Origin of the sequence: Membranihabitans marinus, from assembly GCF_021729155.1 — a bacterium.
Lineage (GTDB): Bacteria > Bacteroidota > Bacteroidia > Chitinophagales > Saprospiraceae > Membranihabitans > Membranihabitans marinus.
This window is the reverse complement of sequence record NZ_JAJQYA010000021.1, coordinates 17,735-41,781: the sequence shown is the minus strand read 5'-3', so window position 1 is coordinate 41,781 and position 24,047 is coordinate 17,735. Positions and strand designations below refer to the sequence as shown.

The 24,047-nt window shown below is 38.9% G+C and carries 17 protein-coding genes; 13 read left to right on the top strand and 4 right to left on the bottom strand.

Going from position 1 to position 24,047, the window contains the following annotated elements:
* Positions 1 to 8: 8 nt before the first annotated feature.
* The 3 genes from LVD51_RS13140 to LVD51_RS13130 form a co-directional block, all read right to left on the bottom strand.
* Positions 9 to 554, bottom strand: a complete 546-nt coding sequence (locus tag LVD51_RS13140) for a hypothetical protein (RefSeq protein ID WP_236971842.1) — start codon at positions 552 to 554, stop codon at positions 9 to 11.
* Positions 555 to 675: 121 nt separating this feature from the next.
* Positions 676 to 1,215: a hypothetical protein gene (locus LVD51_RS13135; RefSeq protein ID WP_236971841.1), complete on the bottom strand. Its 540-nt coding sequence runs from the start codon at positions 1,213 to 1,215 to the stop codon at positions 676 to 678.
* Positions 1,216 to 1,568: 353 nt separating this feature from the next.
* Positions 1,569 to 2,282 carry an MBL fold metallo-hydrolase gene (locus LVD51_RS13130; protein WP_236971840.1) on the bottom strand — a complete coding sequence of 238 codons (714 nt, stop codon included), beginning with the start codon at positions 2,280 to 2,282 and terminating at the stop codon, positions 1,569 to 1,571.
* 98 nt (positions 2,283 to 2,380) lie between these two features.
* On the opposite strand from LVD51_RS13130, the gene LVD51_RS13125 reads away from it, so the two are divergent.
* The 10 genes from LVD51_RS13125 to LVD51_RS13080 all read left to right on the top strand — a co-directional run bounded on the left by LVD51_RS13125 (position 2,381) and on the right by LVD51_RS13080 (position 15,879).
* Positions 2,381 to 4,018: an NAD+ synthase gene (locus LVD51_RS13125; RefSeq protein WP_236971839.1), complete on the top strand. Its 1,638-nt coding sequence runs from the start codon at positions 2,381 to 2,383 to the stop codon at positions 4,016 to 4,018.
* Positions 4,019 to 4,451: 433 nt separating this feature from the next.
* Positions 4,452 to 4,985, top strand: a complete 534-nt coding sequence (locus LVD51_RS13120) for a phosphatase PAP2 family protein (RefSeq protein WP_236971838.1) — start codon at positions 4,452 to 4,454, stop codon at positions 4,983 to 4,985.
* Positions 4,986 to 4,999: 14 nt separating this feature from the next.
* Entirely contained in the window at positions 5,000 to 6,514 is a 1,515-nt protein-coding gene (locus LVD51_RS13115; RefSeq protein ID WP_236971837.1) for an ArnT family glycosyltransferase, read from the top strand.
* A gap of 198 nt (positions 6,515 to 6,712) precedes the next feature.
* Positions 6,713 to 8,293 carry an aldehyde dehydrogenase (NADP(+)) gene (locus LVD51_RS13110; RefSeq protein ID WP_236971836.1) on the top strand — a complete coding sequence of 527 codons (1,581 nt, stop codon included), beginning with the start codon at positions 6,713 to 6,715 and terminating at the stop codon, positions 8,291 to 8,293.
* A 40-nt stretch (positions 8,294 to 8,333) separates the two neighbouring features.
* Positions 8,334 to 9,986, top strand: coding sequence for a UxaA family hydrolase (locus LVD51_RS13105; RefSeq protein ID WP_236971835.1), 1,653 nt, complete (start codon positions 8,334 to 8,336; stop codon positions 9,984 to 9,986).
* A 13-nt stretch (positions 9,987 to 9,999) separates the two neighbouring features.
* A complete protein-coding gene (locus LVD51_RS13100) occupies positions 10,000 to 10,953 on the top strand; it encodes a dihydrodipicolinate synthase family protein (RefSeq protein WP_236971834.1) in 954 nt (317 codons plus the stop codon).
* Positions 10,954 to 11,019: 66 nt separating this feature from the next.
* Positions 11,020 to 12,507, top strand: coding sequence for a sodium:solute symporter (locus LVD51_RS13095; protein ID WP_236971833.1), 1,488 nt, complete (start codon positions 11,020 to 11,022; stop codon positions 12,505 to 12,507).
* Positions 12,508 to 12,561: 54 nt separating this feature from the next.
* On the top strand, positions 12,562 to 13,413 hold the full coding sequence (locus LVD51_RS13090) for a fumarylacetoacetate hydrolase family protein (protein ID WP_236971832.1): 852 nt from the start codon (positions 12,562 to 12,564) through the stop codon (positions 13,411 to 13,413).
* Positions 13,414 to 13,679: 266 nt separating this feature from the next.
* Positions 13,680 to 15,143, top strand: a complete 1,464-nt coding sequence (locus LVD51_RS13085) for a Gfo/Idh/MocA family protein (protein ID WP_236971831.1) — start codon at positions 13,680 to 13,682, stop codon at positions 15,141 to 15,143.
* Positions 15,144 to 15,228: 85 nt separating this feature from the next.
* The gene (locus LVD51_RS13080; RefSeq protein ID WP_236971830.1) at positions 15,229 to 15,879 is read left to right on the top strand and encodes a 3-keto-disaccharide hydrolase; all 651 of its coding nucleotides are present in this window, start codon (positions 15,229 to 15,231) and stop codon (positions 15,877 to 15,879) included.
* A gap of 88 nt (positions 15,880 to 15,967) precedes the next feature.
* Here LVD51_RS13080 and LVD51_RS13075 read toward each other — a convergent pair whose 3' ends face one another.
* Complete coding sequence (locus tag LVD51_RS13075; protein ID WP_236971829.1) at positions 15,968 to 16,888, bottom strand: AraC family transcriptional regulator; 921 nt, start codon at positions 16,886 to 16,888, stop codon at positions 15,968 to 15,970.
* 667 nt (positions 16,889 to 17,555) lie between these two features.
* Between LVD51_RS13075 and LVD51_RS13070 the strand changes: the two genes are divergently transcribed.
* The 3 genes from LVD51_RS13070 to LVD51_RS13060 all read left to right on the top strand — a co-directional run bounded on the left by LVD51_RS13070 (position 17,556) and on the right by LVD51_RS13060 (position 24,023).
* A complete protein-coding gene (locus tag LVD51_RS13070) occupies positions 17,556 to 20,915 on the top strand; it encodes a SusC/RagA family TonB-linked outer membrane protein (RefSeq protein ID WP_236971828.1) in 3,360 nt (1,119 codons plus the stop codon).
* An 11-nt stretch (positions 20,916 to 20,926) separates the two neighbouring features.
* The gene (locus tag LVD51_RS13065; protein WP_236971827.1) at positions 20,927 to 22,564 is read left to right on the top strand and encodes a SusD/RagB family nutrient-binding outer membrane lipoprotein; all 1,638 of its coding nucleotides are present in this window, start codon (positions 20,927 to 20,929) and stop codon (positions 22,562 to 22,564) included.
* 82 nt (positions 22,565 to 22,646) lie between these two features.
* Complete coding sequence (locus tag LVD51_RS13060) at positions 22,647 to 24,023, top strand: PhoPQ-activated pathogenicity-related family protein (protein WP_236971826.1); 1,377 nt, start codon at positions 22,647 to 22,649, stop codon at positions 24,021 to 24,023.
* Positions 24,024 to 24,047: the final 24 nt, after the last annotated feature.

Here is a 24,047-nt window from a genome sequence, read left to right as displayed (position 1 = left end):
AAATATCATTATTCTGTCTTGGTTTCTCTCTCCAACCTAGTAAATACATCAACTGGCATAATACTTTCGTATAAACCTGCATCCTCATTGGGTTGACTTTCTTCGGTGGTGTTGTGTTGGTCGATTTTAGGTCCGTACATATTGGCTATTCTGGCATAGGGATATACACTGAGGGTGTAAAACAGGGCAAATCCAAGAACCCCCATCCATTTTTTATAGGCAAAGGGGAATAGATTGTGCAAATATTTATAGTTGAGATAGAAAAATATAGAAATCCAAAGAATGGGATTACTGATAATATAGAGCCAGAATGGATTTTTTGCTATAGATACAATCATAGTCATTATGTAAATTATAGGACCTAAGAATACCAAAAGACGATGAGATTTGGGTAATTTCACTAAGACGGATTCCCGCATTAAGTCGAATGAGATGGCCGTCGCTACAAAACAGAGAAATACCAAATAGGTGTTGGTTGTGAGGTTGTCCAATAACCATAATCCCCAGAGAGGGATGAGGAGAAGACTATAGGCGATGACTTTTAGGTGATTCATGATTTAAGTATTTGTATAATAACGATTTAAATGGCATAGATGTAAGTCGTTTCTTTAGAATTACCCTGGTTTTAACAACGGTGTCCTAGGCCTTCAAACCTAGGACTAACTTTAAATATCATTATTCTGTCTTGGTTTCTCTCTCCAACCTAGTAAATACATCCACGGGCATAATACTTTCTTGTACACCTGCATCCTCATTGGGTTGACTTTCTTCGGTGGTGTTGTGTTGGTCGATTTTAGGTCCGTACATACTGGCTATTCTGGCATAGGGATATACACTGAGGGTGTAAAACAGGGCAAATCCAAGAACACCCATCCATTTCTTATAGGCAAAAGGAAATAGGTTGTGTAAATACTTATAGGTAAGAAAAAAGAATATTGAAATCCAGATAATGGGTTGGCTGAAATAAAATAACCAATTAAATGGTTGAATGACCACCAGTGTGATTAAATAGATCGCTGGGCCTAAAAACACTAGTGGTTGATGAGGCTTGGGCAATTTAATCAATACGGTATTCCGTAGGATATCAAAGGAGATGGCCGTCACAACAAAGCAGAGAAAAACCAAATAGGAATTACTGACGATATTATCCAACAACCAAGATCCCCACAATGGAATGAGGAGTAGACTATAAGCTATGACTTTTAGGTGATTCATATTATGGTAGATATTAGATGATTAAATGGATAGTCTTGCTGGCTAGTCTTTTGGGGAATCATCGTTGTAATAATGAAAAACAATCTAGTCTTTGATGGAAAGGTTGATTCGAAGATTTACTTTCTTCATATTCAAAATTTTAAGTGAGTGTTGTATAAAAATATAATTTCACTTACAATATAATGAATATTTTTTATTGTGTGATTTATTGAGCATTCAATTTTAAAATTTACGTTTTTTTAAATATTTACATTTGATTATTAAATAATGTAATAATTTAAAATTGAATATGAGTTTTGGCGAACCCAATGAATGTTTTACATAGCAAAAAGCTAAGCCTATCCATTTAAGTCTTATCTCCATTCCATTAAGGCGGCATTGAGTGCCTCTTCCACCCGAATTCGAGGACGGTGAAAGTATATCATCCCATGACCGGGCAACATAATGTCGGTATCTATTTTCGAGAATTTCAAAAGCGATAAAATGTATTTTTCCTTGTCAAAATCGATGGATCCACTCCAACCAAAGTGACCACTGAGCAAGGTGCCAATTACATCTCCGCTAAAGACCAATCTCCGCTCTTCCCATTCTAGAAAATAGGCCGTGCATCCCATCGAATGACCAGGTAGATGCATGGTCTTTATCTCTATGTCCAACAAACGCAGTACTTCGCCATCTTCAGCGATATAGTCCATCGTAGTAGGATTGAAGGTCTTGTGATAGAGGTATCCGCAACAGCGGTCATCTCCATTGGCAATGGCGTCTGCCGTATCTGGTAGTCCGATCAATTGCACCCCTCTCGATTTAAGGATGTGAGCACCGCCGGCATGGTCGAAGTGGGCGTGGGTGAAGAGGCAGTAGACTATGTCCTGAGGATCTAAACCCCAATATCTCATGTTGTCGAAAATTTGGTCCATGGTGTCGCCACAACCACAATCAAACATTATAAGACCTTTGGGAGTTGAAAGAATGTAGGAATTGCCATCGTTCCACAAGGCATCGGGCGCATCGAAGGTGATGCCGTTGAGATCGCCCCCTACTTGAAACAAGTTGTTAAGAATTTGCATAATAGAAATTTAGACTATCGTTGCTTTAAAAATTATCTGTACTGGTTCGAATATACTATTTTTGCGACGTTATCAAACAATCATTAAAAGACAGAATCGTGAATATAGCTATTGCCCAGATCAATTATCACATTGGAAATTTTGAAGGAAATTATCTCAAAATGAAGGCCGCTATTGAATCGGCGGAGAAACAAGGGGCAGATATTGTCTGTTTTAGTGAATTGGCGACTACGGGATATCCGGCACGGGACTTTTTGGATTTTGATGATTTTATAGACTTGTCCAATCAATTATTAGAAAAGTTGGTGAAATTGTCCAATAATATTGCCATTGTAGTAGGAGCGCCCACAGTAAACCCAGTTTTGGAAGGTAAGGATTTGTACAATTCTGTGTATTTCTTAAATGAAGGTAAGATTGAATATGTACAACACAAGGCTTTGCTTCCTACCTATGATATATTTGATGAAAATCGCTACTTTGAAGCGGGCAATGAATTTGGCATAGTTCATTTTAAAGGCAAAAAAATTGCGTTGTCGGTTTGTGAAGACATTTGGAATGTGGGCAATGAAAATCCGATGTACACCATCTGTCCATTGGACGAAGTCATGGATGAAAATCCAGATTTTGTAATAAATGTTTCCGCCTCGCCTTTTGATTATACCAAGGCTGAGGACAGAATTGCTGTACTCAAAGAAAATGTCGATCGATACAAGATTCCATTTTTCTATATCAATCACTGTGGAGCACAGACCGAATTGGTATTCGATGGTGGATCTTTGGTGGTTAATCAAGAAGGAAAAGTGGTAGCTGAAATGCCCTATTTTGAGGAGGCTTTATCGGTATTCAATCTTTCTGAAATTACCAGTGCACGGGAGGAAAATGTACAAGATAAAACCAAGATTACCCTTATTCACGACGCCATAGTTCTAGGGATTAAGGATTATTTCAATAAACTTGGGTTCAAAACAGCGGTGTTGGGTTTGTCTGGAGGTATTGATTCTGCGGTTACCTGTGCTCTCGCTGTGCGTGCATTGGGTGCTGAGAATGTAAGAGTGGCCTTGATGCCCAGCCAGTTTTCATCTGACCATTCGGTTAAAGATGCCATGGATTTAGTCGATAATCTGGGAATTCAATCCAATATATTGAATATTGAGTCTTCCTATCAGGCCATTTTAGAGACCCTGAATCCCGTGTTTGAAGGGCGTCCCTTTAATGTGGCAGAAGAAAATATCCAGGCTCGTATTCGAGGTCTGTTTGTAATGGCGATCTCCAATAAATTTGGCAATATATTATTGAATACTTCCAACAAGAGTGAAGCGGCTGTGGGTTACGGTACCTTGTATGGCGATATGGCTGGAGGATTGTCGGTTTTGGGCGATGTGTACAAGACCGAGGTTTTTGAACTTGCGCGATACATCAATAAAGATTCAGAAGTGATACCTGTCAATTCTATTGTTAAGCCACCATCGGCCGAATTGCGCCCTGACCAAAAGGACAGCGATTCCTTGCCAGAATACGATATACTGGATGAAATATTGTATCAATATATCGAAGAAACCATGAGTCCACAAGATATAATTGATCGTGGCTATGACGAGGCTTTGGTGGCTAGAATACTGCGATTGGTCAACATCAATGAATTTAAACGATATCAAGCGCCACCCATCATCCGCGTTAGTCGCAAGGCTTTTGGCATGGGGCGGCGAATGCCTATTGTCGGAAAGTATCTTTCTTAATTGTAATTGATGAATTGATAATGTAAATCATTTGTAAGTCGGTTTCGCTTTATGTAGTCTAATCCTAAAGGTGGATAGTTTATTAATATATTTCTTTCATTATTTACGACAGGGAAATATCATTGATGGATTTTCTTGAAGAATATAATTTTCTGTTTATAATTTATTAGCATTTTGGTAAAGATTTGATAAAGAGGTATAAAGGCTCTTTGTCTGGGGGGCGAATTAATTTAGTCCTCGAAAATTTGGAGGAAGGTTTTGGCTGTTAATGAAATGGTAGTCGTCCTATCCCCCGTTTTGTTGACTCCCAAATATTCAACTCTTTATGTTGCCTTTATTCAATCGCCTCAGACCTTTTATAATCACGGTTTTTGTATTCCTGTTTGTAAGTGTTGTATTAATAGTTTTATTTCCCAAAGCCCAACTGCATTTGATGCTCAATTCTTTGTGTGGTAGAGGTTTCGATCGATTCTTTGTGTATTTAACCTATTTAGGCGATGGTGTTGTGGTGCTGGTTTTGGCCATGTTGGCCGGTTATAGTCAGGCCAAAAGTAAGATCAGATTTCTCTTTCTAGGTTTTTCCATTTGTCTGATTGCCGGATTGTTGGCTCAATTTTTTAAAAAGGTAGTATTTAATGGAATGCCTCGACCCATGGGGTATTTTACCGAAGGAGCCTTACAATTGGTAGATGGGGTAAAAATACATTCGTGGAATACCTTTCCTTCTGGTCATACTACTTCCATAGTGACCTTAATGCTGTTTTGTGCGTATTTATATGGTAAAAAGCCTTGGATTCAGGTATTGTTTGCGGTTTTTGCATGCGGAGTCGCTTATTCAAGGGTGTATTTGTCTCAGCATTTTTTGGAAGATGTTGTAGGGGGAAGTGTGCTGTCCATTTTAGTTTTCTTTTTGTTTGCTAGAACCCTGTATACATGGTTCGAATTTGCCGATGTAAGGTGGGCATAGATTAATCGTAGAATATGTCGAATAAAAGGATACTGTACCTTGTATTAATTAGCCATTTTGCCGTCAGGCTTATCGCTGCTCTGTCGACAGAATTAAGTGTGGACGAAGCTTATTATACCATGTACGGTCTGTATCCGAGTTGGAGTTATTTTGATCATCCGCCCATGGTGGGATGGATGATTCGGTTGACTACATTAAATTATTATTGGAATACAGAATTCACGGTGCGAATATTGCCCTTAGTGGTGGGAACGGCCAATCTGTATTTAGTCTATCAAATTGGCAAGCGATTTTTCAATGAAAATATTGGTCTTATGGCCCTGGTAATGAGCGCTGGGTCTATATACAATAGTGTGGTTTTAGGATTGTTTATTCTTCCCGATACCCCACAGAGTTTTTTGTGGTTATTGGCCATGTATTTCTTTCTCAGCTATATAGAAAATCAAAAAATACATTGGTTGTGGTATTTTTCTTTTGCAGTGGGGCTTGGTTTGCTGGCCAAATATCACAACGTGTTCTTGTTGCTGGGAGCTGGATTGTATTTTATATTGAAATCTCCGCAATCACTGCGGTCCGTAGTGGTGTGGTTGGCGTTGTGTTTTCCCATGTTGTTTTTTCTACCCGTACTGTATTGGAATTATCATCACGAATGGCTGTCGTTTAATTTTCACGGCAATCGAGTAGGTAATGATAGTTTTAAAATATTGTGGGATTATTTCTTTCAAGAAATAGGAGGGCAGATTTTATATAACAATCCATTCAATTTTGTGATGGTGGTTTTGGTCGCTGTTTTTGGCTTTAATTACAGGAGGCGGGCATTTAAAAACAACAAATTGGTATTCTTGCTGGCTACAGGTCTTCCTTTGGCTCTGGTTGTAGTATTAATGTCTTTGTTCAATAAGACCTTGCCCCATTGGAGTGGGCCAGCCTATTATTCATTGTTCTTAATAGCGGCTTTGGGCTGGCATTATTTTCAATGGTCAAAGAAGGTTTTATATTGGAGCTACGGTTTTTTTGTGTTTTTCCTACTATTGGCTTTGGTCCAAATACATACTGGGTTCTTAAACCTTTCATCCACGGTCGATGATCCTCGAATGGGGCGCAATGATTTTAGTTTAGATCTATATGGATGGCATCAATTGAGCGACAAAATGGATGATTTAATAGCCTTAGATCAGGAGGCTGGATTATTGGATAGCAATGTGGTAATATATACTAGAAATTGGTTTCCCGCCGGCCAATTGGATTACTATATTGGTTACCGAAAGAACCGCACTCTTTTGGTTGATGGAAATATGAATGAAAAACACCACTACTATTTTGTCAATCAATATCGCCAGTTAGATACCTTGCCTCGATCGGCTTATTTTATTTCGTCTTCGAGATATAACTACAATATGTCCGATGAATTGAAGGAGAAATACCGTGTAATAGGTGAGCCGAGGAAGATTGTCATCACTAGACGTGGGAGGCCAGTCTATTTTTATTCAATTTACTTATTGTCAGATCTTAAGAGCGCCGAAAAATAGCTTGAAATAATATAATTTTGAGATAGTAATTTCTATTGTGTTTCAGTTCCTTGTACTCAAGTATGGAATAAGGCAGAGACTTTGTCTTAACAAAGTCAAAATAATACCAGTATTAGAAAAATATTACAAACAATGGCCCTGCCTTATTCATCACTTTTACCATAAGGTTTATTAATTTAAAAATAAAGTATAAGATACATGTCAAATATTATTGATCAACAGCGAATAGGTTATGGTGTTTCCAAGGAAGGAGACCAATTGTTTCAGTCATATGATCCTGCGAAATCCTCCAAAATTGGACCGGATTTTGCCGATGCAACTCCGTCTGAAGTCAATCGAGCTTGTGCATTGGCCAGTCAGGCTTTTGAAACATATCGCAAAACTTCAGGAAAAGACAAGGCGGCATTTTTGGATGCCATTGCCGATGAAATAGAAAATGTAAAAGAAACTTTGGTCGAAGTAGCCAATGCAGAGTCGGCTTTGGGATTGCCCCGATTAAATGGCGAATGCGGGCGGACTACTGGTCAATTGCGTTTTTTTGCTAAAATATTGAGAGAGGGATCGTGGAGACGACCCATTATCGATTGCGCCACGGCGGAACAGAGTGGAAGCCAAGGCGATATCAGACAGATTCAAATCCCTTTGGGACCGGTAGCTGTTTTTGGAGCGAGTAATTTCCCATTGGCATTTTCTACGGCTGGTGGCGATACCGCATCTGCTTTGGCAGCTGGTTGTCCCGTGGTATTCAAAGCTCATCCTGCTCATCCTCAAACATCAGCGCTGGTAGCAGAGGCCATCCTAAAAGCCGCACAAAAATTGAATATGCCAGAAGGTGTTTTCTCAATGGTATATGGCAATGCCCATCAAGTAGGAGGTACTTTGGTGGAAAATCCTCATATCACGGCCGTTGGTTTTACTGGGTCGTATAGAGGTGGTAAGGCCTTGTTTGAATTGGCCAATAGAAGAGAAGTGCCTATCCCTGTATATGCTGAGATGGGTAGTGTAAATCCGATTTTCTTTTTGCCCAATGCCATTGCTAAAAACAGTGCAGAGATGGCCAAAAATTTTGCTGGATCAATTAACTTGGGAGTAGGACAATTTTGTACTAATCCAGGGGTGTTTGTCACTTTTAAATCCGCCGAATCTACTGAGTTTGTCAATCAATTGGTAGAGGTGTTAGAAGCACAGCCAGAAGGGGTAATGTTGACAGAAGGAATAGCCAAGGCATATTGTTCCGGTGTAAAATCGCTAGAAAATGTAGCAGGAGTAGAAAAATTGTTGTCGGTAGACTACAGTGAAAGTATTAGAGTGAAGCCGGGATTATTTCAGGTAGACCTCGCTACCTTAAAAGCGAATCCATCGGTGTTGACCGAGGTTTTCGGTCCTACAACCCTCCACATAAGTATTGAAGAGTCAGAATTGCCCGAGTTATTGTCATTGCTTGAAGGTCAAATCACTGCCACTATTTTTGCCGAGGAAGGCGATGAAGCTACCGCAGCTAGTTTGGCAGAGAAATTAGAGCAATTGGCCGGCCGAACTATATTCAATGGCTTCCCGACCGGTGTCGCTGTCAATTATAGTATGGTTCACGGTGGGCCCTATCCCGCTACCACCCAACCTGGAACAACTTCAGTAGGAGGTACAGCTATTTTGAGATTTACCAGACCAGTTGCCTATCAGGCCTATCCTGAAGCATTGCTGCCCGATGAATTGAAAAATGAAAATGTATTGGGTGTTTGGCGATTGCTAAATGGTGAATGGTCAAAAAATAATTTATAATTCCCTTGAACCTCATTAAGTTCAATACTAAATAATAACAATGAAGAGTGTTTTGCAAATACATCCCTCTGATAATGTATGGGTAGCCTTACAGGATTTGAAGGAAGGACAAGTAGTGGAATATAACGGAAGTTCTATCACTTTAAAAAACGATATCCAGGCTAAGCATAAATTGGCCACTAGAGATTTTAAAGTATCGGAAGAAGTGTGGATGTATGGATTGAAGGTGGGAGAAGTAACTGCCGATATTCAAAAAGGAGAGTTGATCCACACCGGTAATCTCCGACATGCAGTATCCGGATATGAAGTCAATGACGATGCAGGTCAGTATCAATGGACACCACCTAATGTGGATAAGTGGAAGAACAGGCAATTCATGGGGTTTCACCGCGAAAACGGTCGAGTGGGAACTGCCAATTATTGGTTGGTTATTCCATTGGTGTTTTGTGAAAATCGCAATGTTTCGGTTCTGGAAAAAGCATTTAAAGATGTTTTTGGAGCTGGAAAGGAGAATTTCTACACCAATTATTTAAGCAATCTTTGTGCTTCTCATGAAGCGGGTCAATCCCTTAACGGCAATGGTGCTGATGTATTGGAAGAAGTGGCTCTGCCCAAATATCACAACTATTTTAAAAACATATCTGGTGTGCGATTCTTGCAACATCAGATGGGCTGCGGTGGTACTCGTGAAGATGCGGCGACATTGACTGGGTTGTTGGCTGGATATATCGCTCATCCCAATGTGGCTGGTGCTACTATATTGAGTTTGGGGTGCCAAAACGTCCAAGAGGAAATGATGGTGGCTGAAGTGGAAAAAAGAATTCCCAATACCAATAAGCCCTATTATTTCTTTGAACAGCAGAGATATGATTCTACCGAACAAATGTTGTTGGATGCTATACGTCAAACTTTTGATGGTATGGCTGAAGCCAATAAACAAGATCGACAGCCTGCTGGTTTAGATCAACTTATTTTAGGGGTTGAGTGTGGTGGTTCTGATGGATTTTCCGGTATTTCGGCCAATCCATTAGTAGGCAAGGTGTCTGATCGTCTTGTGGGTTTGAATGGCAGTGTGATTTTGTCTGAATTTCCCGAATTGTCAGGGGTGGAGCAATCCTTGATCAACCGATGTGTGGACAAAACTGTGGCCACCAAATTTAAAGAACTCATCTATGCATACGAGAGAAGTGCTGAGGCTGTAGGTTCTGGATTTGATTCCAATCCCTCAGCTGGAAATATCAAGGATGGATTGATTACCGATGCGATTAAATCCGCTGGTGCCGCATTAAAAGGGGGCCATTCCCCGGTTCAAGATGTATTGGATTATCCTGAAATGGTTAGTAAAAAAGGTCTGACCCTACTTTGTTCTCCTGGGAATGATGTAGAATCCACTACAGCTATGGCTGGTTCTGGAGCCAATTTGATATTGTTTACCACTGGTTTGGGAACTCCTACTGGAAACCCTGTAACTCCAGTTATAAAAATATCTAGTAATACACATATTTACAATAAATTACGTGATTTTATCGATTTCAACGCCGGTGAAATTATTACAGGAACCAAGGATTCCGAAATATTAGCCGATGAACTTTTAGAAATGATTATTGCCACTGCTTCTGGTGAATATACCCCTAAGGCAGTAGCGCTAGAACAAAACGATTTTATCCCTTGGAAACGAGGTGTATCTCTATAAAAAACTATAAAAAATGAATTCAAATAATAATATAATTACTATCCCTCAGGGAATTTGGCCAGTAATGGTTACTCCATTGACTGAAGATTTAAAAATTAACTACCCTGGTTTGAAAGCTTTGATTCAATGGTATGAGTCAGCTGGTGTTCACGGTTTATTTGCCAATTGTTTGTCCAGTGAGATGTATGAGTTGGATGAAAATGAGCGTTTGGATCTAACTCAAGCCGTGGTCGATACGAGTATTGTACCCGTATTGACTACAGGTACCTTCTATACTGATGCCCATGAGAATGCGGCATTTATCAACAAGATAAGTGAAACCGGAGTGGACGGTGTGGTCTTAATTACCGGTTTGTTGGCTGGAGAAGATGAAGATGATTCTGTTTTGGAGGAATCGATTCGGGTTATTTTGGAGGAAACAGAGGATATTCCGTTGGGATTGTACGAGTGTCCAGTGCCTTATAAAAGATTATTGTCGCCTGCTTTAATAGGAAAATTGGCGAAGGAGAATAGATTTATTTATTCCAAAGATACTTCTTGTGTGGCAGAAGTAGTGGTTGAGAAAATTGAAGCCGCCAAAGGTAGTTCCCTGGCCATATACAATGCCCATACTCCTGATGCATTGGATTCAATCCGCAATGGAGGAGCGGGTATATCGCCAATTGGAGCTAATTTTTATCCCGAATTGTACACCTATTTATGGGAAAATGGCAGAGGAGAAGATATTTCAGATGATTTGGTGGCCGTAGAGCAATTTTTAGTGGAAAACGATGGAATAGTTCATCACAAGTATCCTTTGTCTGCTAAATACTTTTTGCAACTTAGAGGTTTGCCGATGGCGGTAAATACTCGGAAAGATGTACCTGAATTGGAAGCTGCTGATATTACAGAGATCGAAGCATTGTATCAACGGTTTTTAACTCTGTGCGATCGAATCGGGATTCAGCAAGCAGAGGTAGTGGCATAAGCCATTGGGCTTTTTTTGTGAATAGGAATAGGATTTTTTTAATTTTGAATATATAAAAGCAATCATATGAATTGGTTAGACCTTGTTGTATTTTTTGTGTACCTAGCAGGTATAACACTTTTTGGGGCATCATTTTACAAACACAATAAGTCTTCTGAGGCCTATACTACAGGTAGACATAATTTTCCAGCATGGGCAGTGACCATGTCCATCTTTGCTACTTTTGTCAGTAGTATTAGCTATTTGGCATTGCCTGGCAACGCCTATCAAACCAATTGGAATGCCTTTGTATTTAGTCTTTCTCTTCCTATAGCTGCCTTGATTGCAGTAAAGTATTTCGTTCCTCTTTACAGAAAAATCAACAGTCCTTCAGCTTATACCTTCTTGGAGGCACGATTTGGGGTCTGGGCTAGAGTTTATGTGTCTGCCTGCTATTTGATGACTCAAGTTATGCGAGTGGGTACTATATTGTATCTTTTGGCCATCACCATCAACACCATTACGGGCTGGAGTATAGCCGTCATTATATTGATCACCGGTATTACGGTATTGATATACTCCATGCTAGGAGGTATTCAAGCTGTGATCTGGACCGATGCTATTCAAGGTATTGTGTTGATCGGAGGTGCTTTGATATGTACGGTTTATTTGTTGTTTGCTATACCTGGAGGTATGACTACCGTGGTAGAAGTAGGTAGTGAGGCCGGCAAGTTTAGTCTGGGTAGTTTTGGATTCGAATTGGATAAGGCCACTTTCTGGGTCGTACTGATATACGGGGTGTTTATCAATCTTCAAAACTATGGTATTGACCAAAACTATGTACAGCGGTATATTGCCTCATCTTCGGATAAGGAAGCGGGAAGTTCTGCACTTTGGGGTGGATTGCTCTATATCCCGGTTTCATTGTTGTTTATGTTTTTGGGGACATTGTTGTATGTGTATTATCAATCAGATGCAGGAGTGCTTCCTCCAGAATTGCAGAGTATGGACCAAGCGGATAAAGTATTTCCCTTCTTTATTGTCAATCAATTGCCTTCTGGGATCACTGGACTTTTAATAGCTTCCATTTTTGCAGCTGGAATGAGTACGGTATCTACATCATTCAATAGTGGAGCCACTGTGATATACACCGATTATTATCAGCGATTTTTTAATAAAAATGGCAATCACAAACCCATTGTAGTGTTGTATATAGCCTCAGCAGCCATTGGGGTATTGGGTGTAATTGTTGGATTGGCCATGATCAATGTGGAAAGTGTATTGGATGTGTGGTGGAAACTCGCTTCGGTATTTAGTGGTGGTATGTTGGGATTGTTTTTATTGGGAGCCTTTACTCAGACTGCAGTCAAAACAGGAGCCATTGTCGGTGTGTTGGCCGGTATCGGAGTTATTATATGGTTAAGTGTTGTTCCTTTTCTTATGGGGACGAGTGACGACCCCGTTCTGCACAGTTATTTGACCATAGTCATTGCAACAGCTGTTATCTTCTTGTTGGGTTTTGTGGTCTCTATGTTCTTGGGTAAGAAAGATGAGTCTAATTTGAAAATAGATTAAAATATATAATCCTGAAATTTTAAATGATTTTTTGCAATTGTAAAAATTAAACCAATGAAAATATATAATACAAAAGAGGAAGGCATTATCGTATTCTTCAAAGACCAATACTATTCACTTAAAGAATATGGATGGGATGATTTGGTCAATCAAGTGCATCTACGAGCGAAGGTCAAACTTATCCTCGATGATCGATTGCCTTTGGTCAATTTTGATATAAGTAAGTTGACTTTGTTGCCACCGATTGGACAGCAAGAAGTTTGGGCTTCTGGGGTTACTTATTTACGCAGTAAGAACGCTAGGATGGCAGAATCTCAATCCAAGGAAGGAGGAGATTTTTACGATAAAGTATATGTTGCAGAGCGACCGGAACTGTTTTTTAAGTCTACCGCAGCGCGGGTAGTTGGTCCATTGGGCGAAGTCAATATTAGACCGGATTCTACTTGGGATGTACCCGAGCCTGAATTGACTTTATTTATTACCAGTGAAGGAAGTATAGAGGGATATACTGCTGGCAATGACATGAGTTCGAGAAGTATAGAAGGACAAAATCCCCTCTATCTACCACAGGCTAAGATGTATGAAAAAAGTGCAGCATTAGGACCATGCCTTTATGTGCCTAAGGAGTCGGTGTTTAAGGCCAATACTCAAATTCGACTAAAAATCAGTCGAGGAGGAGAAGTATGTTTTGATGAGTCCATCGGCATAGATCAGATGAAGCGCAATGAAGTGGAATTAAAAGACTATTTAATGTATGGTTATACTTTTCCAGTAGGTGTGTATTTGATGACAGGTACTGGGATTGTTCCCCCAGATAGTTTTACTTTGGCTGCTGGAGATGTGGTGTCTATTAGTATAGACGGTATTGGTGAATTGGTAAATACTGTGGCAGTATTACAGAAGTAAAGCAGGGTTTGAAGTTTTGTTTTTTATCATAGGATAAAATAGTATCGTTTTAGGCTATTTTAGTCTAATAAAGCATTGGCGTAATCTATTAAATTTGGGTAAATTGGTGAGTAAGGTAATATGAATAGGTGGATTGGCGTATATTTATTTTATGATTTGCCTACTTATTAAATAATCCAATTAAATACAAATTCTTGTCGGATTGTTTGCTCATGAATAATGGAGTGAATAATGGACTGAAATTGATCACTTTAAATGTTATTAAAATGAAAAATGAAAATGTAGAATCCCACGACCAACATAAGCGGCGTGAATTTTTAAAATCAGCTGCAGTGTCGGCGGCTGGATTCATGATCGTGCCCCGTCACATCCTAGGAGGTAAAGGATATTTGGCTCCCAGTGATAAATTAATGGTTGCAGGTATTGGAGTAGGTGGCAAAGGTCGGTCTGATTTGCGTCATTTTTACGAAAGTGGCAAAGCGGAGATTGCCTATTTATGTGATGTAGATGATAGACAAAGTGTAGAGTCAAGAGAGCGATTTCCCAAAGCCAAGTATTATACGGATTGGCGTGAAATGTTGGAAAAAGAGCATAAGCACATCGATGCAGTTTCGGTGTCCACTCCTGATCATACTCATGCCGTGAGTGCATTGGCTGCCATGCAGCTGGGCAAACACGTCTATGTTCAAAAGCCCATGACTCATGATATCTTCGAAGCTAGAGTATTGACTGAAGCCGCTAAAAAGTATAAGGTGGTGACTCAAATGGGGAACCAGGGTGCTTCTGGTGATGGTGTTCGACAATTGGTTGAATGGTATGATGCCGGTGTGATCGGTGATGTACATACAGTTAAATGTTGGACGAATAGACCGGTTTGGCCTCAAGGTATTCCTTGGTCTACAGAAAAGCCACCAGTGCCCAAGGGACTTAATTGGGATCTTTGGTTGGGTACGGCACCATATAAAGATTATGTAGACAATTTGATCCCAGGTAGCTGGCGAGGTTGGTGGGATTATGGAACTGGGGCATTGGGTGACCTGGGTTGTCATTTGATGGAGGCTCCATTTAGAGTTTTGGATCTTCAGTATGCCACCGATGTTCAAGCCAGTGTGGGAAGTGTGTATGTAGCTTTTGGCAAACGAGGATTTTTCCCTGATAGTTGCCCGCCTTCAAGTAGCGCAACATTGACCTTCCCCAAAACCAAGAAGACTAAGGGGCCTATCCAATTTCATTGGATGGACGGAGGTATTAAGCCGGAAAGACCTGAAGAATTAGGAGCCAACGAGCTCTTTGGAGATGGCAATAGCGGTATCTTGTTTGAAGGGACTAAAGGTAAGATGATGGCCAGCGAATATGCTGCCAATCCTAGATTACTTCCATTGTCTAGAAATGAGGAAGTGAAAGTAAAACAAAAATTGGATCGTGTTCCCGGTGGAGCTGACGGCCACTATGCTCAGTGGGTAGAAGGGTGTATCGCGGGATATGGCAATAAAGAATTGTCTGCTTCATTTGACAAATCTGGACCGTTGACCGAAGCGGTTCTAATGGCCAATTTGGCGATTAGGGTTGCTGATATTCCTAAGCCTAGAACCAATCGACGTGGATTTGATTACCCTGGTGCTAATACCAAATTGGAATGGGATTACAAAGATATGAAAGTAACCAACTACGATGAGGCCAATCAATACGTAAAACGAGAATATCGTTCGGGTTGGTCCTTAGGTGTATAAATTTTAATAGAATATATTTAAAAACTCCCCTAATTTTATTTAATATTAGGGGAGTTTTGATTTTTTAAGAATATAAAAATGGAATATGTATAGATTTAGTTTGCTCATTCTCATTGTGTTGAGTATGGGATGTAATCGCTCGATGACCCAAAATGCTATGGACAGCGACAAGGGCTGGATTTCATTGTTTGACGGTCAGACCTTAAATGGTTGGAAGGTCGGTACCAATGCGTCTAGTTTCTCCATAGAGGATGGTTGTATTAAGGTCAATGGACCCAAAGCTCATTTGTATTACGTAGGAGATGTGGAAAATCATAACTTTAAGAATTTTGAATTCAAGACTAAGGTGAAGACTATGTCAAACTCAAATTCAGGGATATACATTCATACCAAATACCAAGAGACTTCTTGGCCCAAGATAGGGTACGAGGTCCAGGTCAATAATACCCACGGCGATTGGAAAAAGACGGGAAGTTTGTATGATGTAATTGAGGTGGCTGAGCGATATGTAGGAGATGATGAGTGGTTTACAGAGTACATTAAAGTAGAGGGGAAGAGAATCATTATCAAGATCAATGATACCGTGGTAGTGGACTATACTGAGCCAGATAATCCGAAAAGAGAGGAGGGGGATAGACAGTTTAGGGTGTTGACCAGTGGTACATTTGCTTTTCAGGCACACGATCCCAAAAGTATCGTCTATTTTAAAGACGTTATGGTAAGGCCTTTGCCTTAGTCAATTATAAAATGTAATTCGTTTAATTTGCGAATGTTACAATAAAAGTGAAGCAGTTCTCAGTGAAATGAGGACTGCTTTTTTGGTATTAGTTGTGTTCTAGATCTCTGATTACATTGGGGTGAAGGTTGGAGATGCTGTTGTTTTTGGAGTATTCTTTGTAGTAATCGCTGGGTGCCTGTCCGGTCAATTCCTTGAATTTGCGATTGAAGTTGGATAAGTTGTTGAATCCACTTTCATAGCAAATCTGAGAAATACTGAGATTGCCATCGAGTATGAGTTTACAGGCATGACCTACCCTTAGTTCGGTAACGAATTCAATAAAGGTCTTAGAGGTTCTTTTTTTGAAATACCGGCAAAAGTAATTGGGGGATATGTGTACGTGTTGAGCCACTTCGTCAATGCTAATGCCATTTTTAAAATTAGAAAGGGTGTATTGGTATATTTCGTTAATCTTATCATTGGGATCCATTTTGTAGTCGTCGATAAATCCCTGACTCGACAGTGGTTCCAATTCTTCTGATAAAGCGAGGATGTCTAGTATTTGCAATAACTGTAAGATGCGTTTAGTGCCTTTAACCTGCAAGATGGTTTCCATTTGCTGAGAGATAATGGCATGGGTCTTGCCTTTTATTTTTAATCCTCGTTTAGATTTTCTAATTAATTCTTTAATGTGTTTGTTTTCCGGTAAGTCCAAAAATGTACTTCCCCAAAAGTCTTCTCTAAAATGAATGGCTACGGCTTCAATATGTTGGTCTGACGACTTTTCAAAATACACATCGTCGTTTCGCCACATATGGGGGAGATTGGGGCCGAGAAGGATTAAATCACCATCGCTAAATCGATCGATACTGTCTCCGGCCAGTCGAGTTCCCGAACTTTTTCTAATATAAGTAAGTTCGACTTCGGGATGATAATGCCAGTAATTATATAGAAAAGGATATACATTTTCTCTGACACTAAAAGAGTGTTCTGCATTGGAATCTACTTTTCTTAAAATCGGTTTCATATAGTATTTTTACCCATTAAAGTGGATGAATATAGCAATTTTAAAATGTAAAGTCAAAATAGTATTGTAGTAATTTTTGTGTGCATCTACTTTTGTCTCTGAATTTTTGTGTGAGATTAATGGTAATTAGAGGAAGGATTTGTGTTGGAATAATATTGTGATGTGAATATATAGTGAAATTATATTTTTTTATTTTATGTGTTTGAGTAGTGTTATTGTGTGTTTGGTGTTATTATTGAAAAAATCTATATTTAGATTTTGTTTAAGTTGATTTTTTTTAAAATTATAAACAAATGTTAATTAAGGTAAATTAAATATAAAATATTCTTATTTCTCAATCTCAGCTATTTAAAGTATTTTTACTGTAGGCAATAAAGTATCAAAAGATAGAATAGTATGTGTTTTGGATAGTATCTACAAATGACCTAGGTGTTAACAAATTTAACTTTGGAGGGTGAAAAATATTGACTTAGGTTCAAAAAAAATGGGTATTTGAAATTTGGATACTGTGATTTTTTTTTAGGTCAGGTGTTTTTTGCCAATAAAGGAATGGGTTATGTTAAGTTAACAATACCATTGCATTAAATTATGGATATGAGTTTGCGATATTTCGCATTTCATAGTATATAGGGCTTTTTTTTTAACTAACACGAAAAAACAATTATTGATGAAACTAAGTGTACAAAAAATGGGTGTCGTATTGTCCCTGTTGTTTTGTTTGTTGCTTAATCCAAATTTATCCTATGCGGATATTGGTGCAATAGACGAATTGACTGGTACTGTGGTCGACGAAAACAATGAGCCTCTAATTGGGGTGAATGTGCTGGTAAAGGGTACCGCCAATGGTACTTCAACCGATTTTGATGGGAATTTTGCATTGAAGGATGTGGCCTCTGATGCTGTTTTATTGGTGTCTTATATAGGATACTTATCACAAGAAGTGCCTGTAAATGGTAGAGCTTCCATTCAAATTCAATTGGAAGTGAATTCTGCTACTTTGGATGAAGTAGTGGTAACGGCTTTGGGTATTTCGCGAGAGAAAAAATCTTTGGGTTATGCTGTTGAAGAAATCGATGGTGGCTCATTGAATGAAGTAATACAGGAGAATGTGTTGAATGCATTGTCTGGTAAGGCTCCTGGTGTAACTATTAATAGTTCAGGAGGAAATGCTGGATCTTCAGTAAGTATGATCATTCGTGGAGCAACTTCATTGTCTGGAGACAATCAACCTTTGTTTGTGATTGATGGAGTGCCTGTCCAAAATTCATTTGCAGGGAATACTTCAGAGGTAGGGAGTAGAAATATCGTGGATTATGGGAATGCTATTTCTGATTTAAATGCCTCAGATATTGAAAATGTATCTATCTTAAAAGGTGCAGGTGCATCTGCCTTATACGGTTCAAGAGCAGGTAATGGAGTTGTATTGATTACCACTAAAACTGGTCAGAAAAATCAAAAGATGAAAGTTTCTTTGAATAGTAGTGTGGTCTTCGATCGACCATATGAGTATTTGAAGTATCATAGTTTGTTTGCAACAGGTGTGACTCCATTTACTGAAGAACAATGGGGACAATTGACCGGTGGACCATTGGTTATTGAAGAAGGTAGTGCAGCTAGATTAGGACCACAATTGGATATAGGACAAAGTGCCATCCAGTTTAACAGTCCTTTGGATGCTGATGGAAATCCCGTTCCTTCTTTGTTGAAATCTTATCCTAATAATGTAGAAAACTTCTTGCAAACTGGTATTACCAATACCAATAATATAGCCATTAGTGGTGGTAGTGCGACTAGTTCTTTTAGAGCCTCATATACTAATATGAACAATGAAGGAATTATCCCAGGGTCTGATTTGTACAGAAATTCATTGAATTTAAGTGCTAATTATGATATTAATAAGAGATTGTCTTTTAATACCAATATCAATGTGGGGAGAACACACTCTAACAATGTACCTTCAGGTAATAGAGGAACGAATCCATTGCAATGGGCTTATGCGGTATCACCTCATATAGACATCACTACTCTTCAAGATTATTGGGCTGTAGAAGATATTCAACAATATCAAGTGCCTGATCACAACAATCCTTATTTCTTGGCTTATGAAGTGGATAATTCATTCAATAGAGATCGAGTTTATGGAAACATTGGCTTGGATTATAAATTAACTGATGATTTAACAGCGACTTTTACCTATGCCTTGGATCGATTGAGTGAGGAAAGAGAATCTATTATACCTTATAGCTATGGTAGAAATCAACAAGGAGCTTACGGTATTTCAAAAATAGCACGATCAGAAAGTAATGCTTCATTGTTGTTGACCTATAGAAAATACGTGAGTGACTTTTCATTCTCAGCTTCTGCAGGGGGTAACTTAATGTATCAAAAAGCGTCTTCTTCTTCTCAAGAAGGTAGTAGCTTGACCTTGCCTGGTCTATATAATGTATCTAATATTCTACCGTCTAACTTGGAATATAGAAGTTCTTGGAGCCAAAAAGCCATTAATAGTGTATATGGATTGGCAAGTATTGGTTATAAAGACATGGTTTACGTAGATTTATCAGCTAGAAATGATTGGTCGAGTACATTGCCTGAAGCGAATCGATCATATTTTTATCCATCAGCTACAGTAAGTGCATTGTTGAACAATATATTTAATATGGGCAATAATGTAGATATGGTGAAATTAAGAGCTGGTTGGGCACAAGTGGGTAATGATACAGGTCCTTATAGATTGTTGGCTACATTGGGTAATGCTGGTGCATGGGGTGATGTTTCTCGATTGTCTACTTCAGGTACTTTGTTGACGCCAGACTTGAAACCAGAAATCGTTACTTCACTTGAGTTTGGTGGAGATTTGATTCTTTTTCAAGACAAAATTCGATTTAGCACCACTTATTATAATTCAGACAATGAAAATCAAATCTTGCCATTATCCTTGCCGCAATCATCTGGTTATTCTACTAAGTTGATCAATGCTGGATTGGTGTCTAGTAGAGGTTTGGAATTGTCTATAGGATCAACATTGATTTCAACAAAAGATATAGGGTTTGATGTAGATCTTAATTACAGTTTCAATAGAACTCGAATTGAAGAATTAGCTGACGGTATCGATTTTTATAATTTTTGGACCGATGCCAAAGGAGGAGCTTATACTTGGGTAGGTGATGATATAGGAAATATCTACGACAGAAAATTAGTAACAGTAGAGGATGAAAGTTCACCTTACTACGGTTGGCCAATATTAGACGATGGTGGATCTTGGAATAGTAAAAGTGGGGTTAACGATTTAGTGAAAATCGGTAACTACAATCCAGATTTCATTATTGGGCTACAATCTTCATTTAGATATAAAAATTTCACCCTTTCTGCAAGTTTAGATTGGAGACAAGGTGGACAATTTGTTTCTCAAACATACAGATACTCTGAGTCTGATTTTGCTACACAACGTCAATTGGATGAAATTATTAATCCTAACGATGTTAATGGGAATATTGCAGATTACTTGAAAGCCAATGCCGATGAGTTAATTGTTAATCAAACAGCTAGAGTTGGTGGACCAACTCCTGAATTAGGTGGATATGAGTTTTTCTACGAAGACTTAGGATTGACATTGGGAAGTGGGGTGTTTAACCCTGGTGTGATTCCGGAATATGATGCTGATGGTAATTTCTTGGGTTACTTTGAAAACTTAGGTGGAGAAGGAACGAAAATGATTCCTTTAGCGGACAACTATCCTTGGGACTTTACTAAAGCTGCGATGTTTGATGCTTCTTTTGTGAAATTGCGTGAAATTTCATTGACCTATCAATTTCCAAAAGCTTGGATGTCTAACGTGAAAATGGATAATCTTGCATTGTCTGTATATAGTAGAAATATCATTTTGTGGACCAAAGCTGATGTAGGTATTGATCCAGAGAGAGCATTCCAGCCAGAAGGGAATGGTTCATTTAAGCAAGGGATTGAGAGATATAATGTAACTCCATTTGTATTGCCGATTGGAATCAAATTATCTGCAAACTTCTAAAAAAAATAATAATGAGAAATAGTAAAAATATATTTGTATTAGTTCTATTCTTAGGATTGACATTGTCTCTTCAGTCTTGTAAAGATTTGACAGAGTTGAATATCAATCCCAATGGAATAGCTATAGAAAAAGCAAATGCCAATTTGATTTTGGCGACAGTGTTGACTGAAACGGCCAAAACCTATAACAGTATGGGCTATGGTACAGGAGCAGGAATTATGCAACACACTCAAAAGGATGCTTGGTTTGGTAGTCACAATAGTTATGACTGGGGTCCTCAAGACTGGGGAGGTTATTACAACATCCTTAGAAATAATAAAGCGGTATACGACAAAGCTGTAGAAGGAGATTTGAAATTTCATCAAGGTGTATCTTTGGTGATGAAAGCCTTCTTATTTGGTCAAATTGCTGACCTTTGGGGAGATGCACCATATCTTAATGCTTTGAATGGTATAGACGGTGGTAATGAAAATTTGTTGCCTGAATACGATTCACAAGAAGTGATATACAAAGGTGTAATTGCCGATTTGAAAGAAGCAGCTCAGTTGTTGTCTTCGCCTAAAGATTCTTATAAAGAGATCTTGCCGAGTGCAGATGTTTATTACAACGGAGATCCTGTAAAATGGCAAAAATTTGCCAATTCATTGCTGTTGAGATATTTGATGAGAGTGTCCAATAAAATGGATGTACAAAGTGATTTTGTAAGTGTTGCACAAAGTGGTGATATTTTTCAAAGTAACGACGACAGTGCCCTTATGCCATTCTTAGGGCAATCAGATAGTGACGCTTGGCCTGCCAATGCTGATCCAAGATTTGATGATACTAATGGATCTAACTATAGAAGAATTCGACCCGCAGCTACTTTAGTAGAGTCTTTGAGATCTAAGAACGATCCTAGAATTGCGGTTTGGTTTGAAAAAGTGGAAATCCCTACGCAATTTATCACAGAAGAACAAAAAGGTACTATTGAACACAATACCATTATTGATGGCATAAGATATTTTGAGCAAGATTCTGTGTCGTTGGTTGCGGTTAGTACTAATCAAGATTATGTTGGTTTACCTACTCATTTAGGATTGCCTTCTGGTTTTAATTATAATCCAACTCCAGGTCAGACTTCAGAGAACAAATTTGTATCTTATCTTAATGAAATGTATCGAGATGCAAGTGGTGATCTTTTGAATGCTCGATTGATGACATACACAGAAGTGAATTTCCTTTTGGCAGAAGCCGCACATAAAGGATGGTTGAGTGGTGCTGAAGGCTATTACAATGAAGCAGTGACTGCTTCTTTGGAAGAGTGGGGTGTTGGTGATGCAGCCGCAGACTATTTAGCTCAAGCCAATGTAGCTTATGATGGTAGTTTGGAGCAGATTATTGAGCAAAAATGGATCGCTAGTTGGACAGCTGCTCAAGAAGCATGGTTTGACTATAGAAGAACTGGTTTACCTGATCTTCAAACAGGTTCAGTTGCCGCTCGTTCTGTATTGCCATTGCGATATATCTATGGAAGTAATGAATTGAACTTTAATTCATCAAATGCAAGTACAGCAATTGAGAGATTAGAGACCACTAACTTTTCTCAAAATGAGAAAAACAGTGCTTGGTCTAAAACTTGGTTAATTGCCGGTACTGGTAAACCATACTAATGGTTTGAAGTAATCATTTATATTAATTTTATATAAGATCCGGCTCTGTCAAAGAGCCGGATTTTTTCTTAAAACTACAATTATGAAATCACTACCTATTTTATGTCTTTCCTTTCTATGCTTGGGGTTCTTATTATCCTGCCAAGAAAACCCTGCAGCTACTGCTCCTGTAGAAGCCACCAACGCCGACAACGCTCTAAGGCATTACTTACAGCATGAAGACAGTACCTATGAGTGGGTAGCTGAAAATGTAATCAAAGAAAATGGAGTCAGTATCCATCAAGTAAAATTGACCTCTCAAAAATGGCATGACATCGTATGGGAACATTCCCTGACCATTATCGTGCCCGATGATGTCGTAGAATCCGAAGCGCTATTGCTAATAACCGGAGGAAATAACAAAAAATTAAGTCATCCTAGCTTAGATGACAAACACGTAAAAGGCGCGTTGAAAATCGCCACAGATAACAAAGCCATTACAGCGGTGATTAAACAAGTGCCCAACCAACCCCTCTTTGACAACTTGACCGAGGATGCGCTTATCTCATTTACCCTACATAATTATAAAAATGATGGCGACTTTACCTGGCCATTACTATTCCCCATGGTCAAAAGTGTGGTCAAAGGGATGGATGCTATGCAAGAATATTGTAATGAAAAAATAGGAATTCAAATCGATGAGTTTCTTTTGACTGGATTCTCGAAAAGAGGTTGGACAACTTGGTTGACTGGAGCCAACGATGATCGAGTAAAGGCTATAGCTCCTGGTGTGATCGATGTATTGAATATGCCAGTGAACGTAGATTATCAAGTCGCCTCATGGGGTGATTACAGTATAGAGATACAAGATTATGTAAGATTGGGCGTCGCTCAAGATATTGCATCAGAATCTGGACAAGAACTGGTGAAAATGATCGATCCCTATTCCTATAGAGCTCAGCTAGACAAGCCAAAATTGTTGCTTATAGGAACCAATGATGCCTATTGGCCAGTAGATGCAGTTAAAAACTATATTGACGAAATACCAGGGGATAATTATATTTTTTATACGCCTAATGCTGGACACGATTTAGCTGGGGGACAAGAAGCATTTGAAGTGCTGTCTGAGTTTTTTCACGATCGTGTAATTGAAGATGAAACCCCTACCATTGAATACCAACACAAAGGTCACGACAGTGGTTTTAATTGGTCGGTGACTTCAGACGAGCCAGTGGCTTATATTGAAAAATGGACGGCAACATCCAGCGATCGCGATTTTAGAGATGAAGAATGGGCGGTTGAAAAAATAAATCTCAACAATGCTAATAGCTTTGAGACCAATGTGGACAAACCCAAAGAAGGGTTCACAGCGACATATTGGAATTTGGTTTATTCTGGAGATGTAGAAAAAGAATACTCTTTAAGTAGTCGAATGTACGTCATTGGAAAAGATGATTTATATTTGGAGAAACAACAATAATTTATTCTAGCTTATAAAACCCCT

Excerpts from the sequence above, each read along its gene's own strand:
- LVD51_RS13140 (WP_236971842.1), bottom strand. The coding sequence starts at position 554 with ATGAATCACCTAAAAGTCATCGCCTATAGTCTTCTCCTCATCCCTCTC.
- LVD51_RS13135 (WP_236971841.1), bottom strand. The coding sequence starts at position 1,215 with ATGAATCACCTAAAAGTCATAGCTTATAGTCTACTCCTCATTCCATTG.
- LVD51_RS13130 (WP_236971840.1), bottom strand. The coding sequence starts at position 2,282 with ATGCAAATTCTTAACAACTTGTTTCAAGTAGGGGGCGATCTCAACGGC.
- LVD51_RS13120 (WP_236971838.1), top strand. The coding sequence starts at position 4,452 with ATGCTCAATTCTTTGTGTGGTAGAGGTTTCGATCGATTCTTTGTGTAT.
- LVD51_RS13115 (WP_236971837.1), top strand. The coding sequence starts at position 5,000 with ATGTCGAATAAAAGGATACTGTACCTTGTATTAATTAGCCATTTTGCC.
- LVD51_RS13110 (WP_236971836.1), top strand. The coding sequence starts at position 6,713 with ATGTCAAATATTATTGATCAACAGCGAATAGGTTATGGTGTTTCCAAG.
- LVD51_RS13105 (WP_236971835.1), top strand. The coding sequence starts at position 8,334 with ATGAAGAGTGTTTTGCAAATACATCCCTCTGATAATGTATGGGTAGCC.
- LVD51_RS13100 (WP_236971834.1), top strand. The coding sequence starts at position 10,000 with ATGAATTCAAATAATAATATAATTACTATCCCTCAGGGAATTTGGCCA.
- LVD51_RS13095 (WP_236971833.1), top strand. The coding sequence starts at position 11,020 with ATGAATTGGTTAGACCTTGTTGTATTTTTTGTGTACCTAGCAGGTATA.
- LVD51_RS13090 (WP_236971832.1), top strand. The coding sequence starts at position 12,562 with ATGAAAATATATAATACAAAAGAGGAAGGCATTATCGTATTCTTCAAA.
- LVD51_RS13085 (WP_236971831.1), top strand. The coding sequence starts at position 13,680 with ATGAAAAATGAAAATGTAGAATCCCACGACCAACATAAGCGGCGTGAA.
- LVD51_RS13080 (WP_236971830.1), top strand. The coding sequence starts at position 15,229 with ATGTATAGATTTAGTTTGCTCATTCTCATTGTGTTGAGTATGGGATGT.
- LVD51_RS13075 (WP_236971829.1), bottom strand. The coding sequence starts at position 16,888 with ATGAAACCGATTTTAAGAAAAGTAGATTCCAATGCAGAACACTCTTTT.
- LVD51_RS13070 (WP_236971828.1), top strand. The coding sequence starts at position 17,556 with ATGAAACTAAGTGTACAAAAAATGGGTGTCGTATTGTCCCTGTTGTTT.
- LVD51_RS13065 (WP_236971827.1), top strand. The coding sequence starts at position 20,927 with ATGAGAAATAGTAAAAATATATTTGTATTAGTTCTATTCTTAGGATTG.
- LVD51_RS13060 (WP_236971826.1), top strand. The coding sequence starts at position 22,647 with ATGAAATCACTACCTATTTTATGTCTTTCCTTTCTATGCTTGGGGTTC.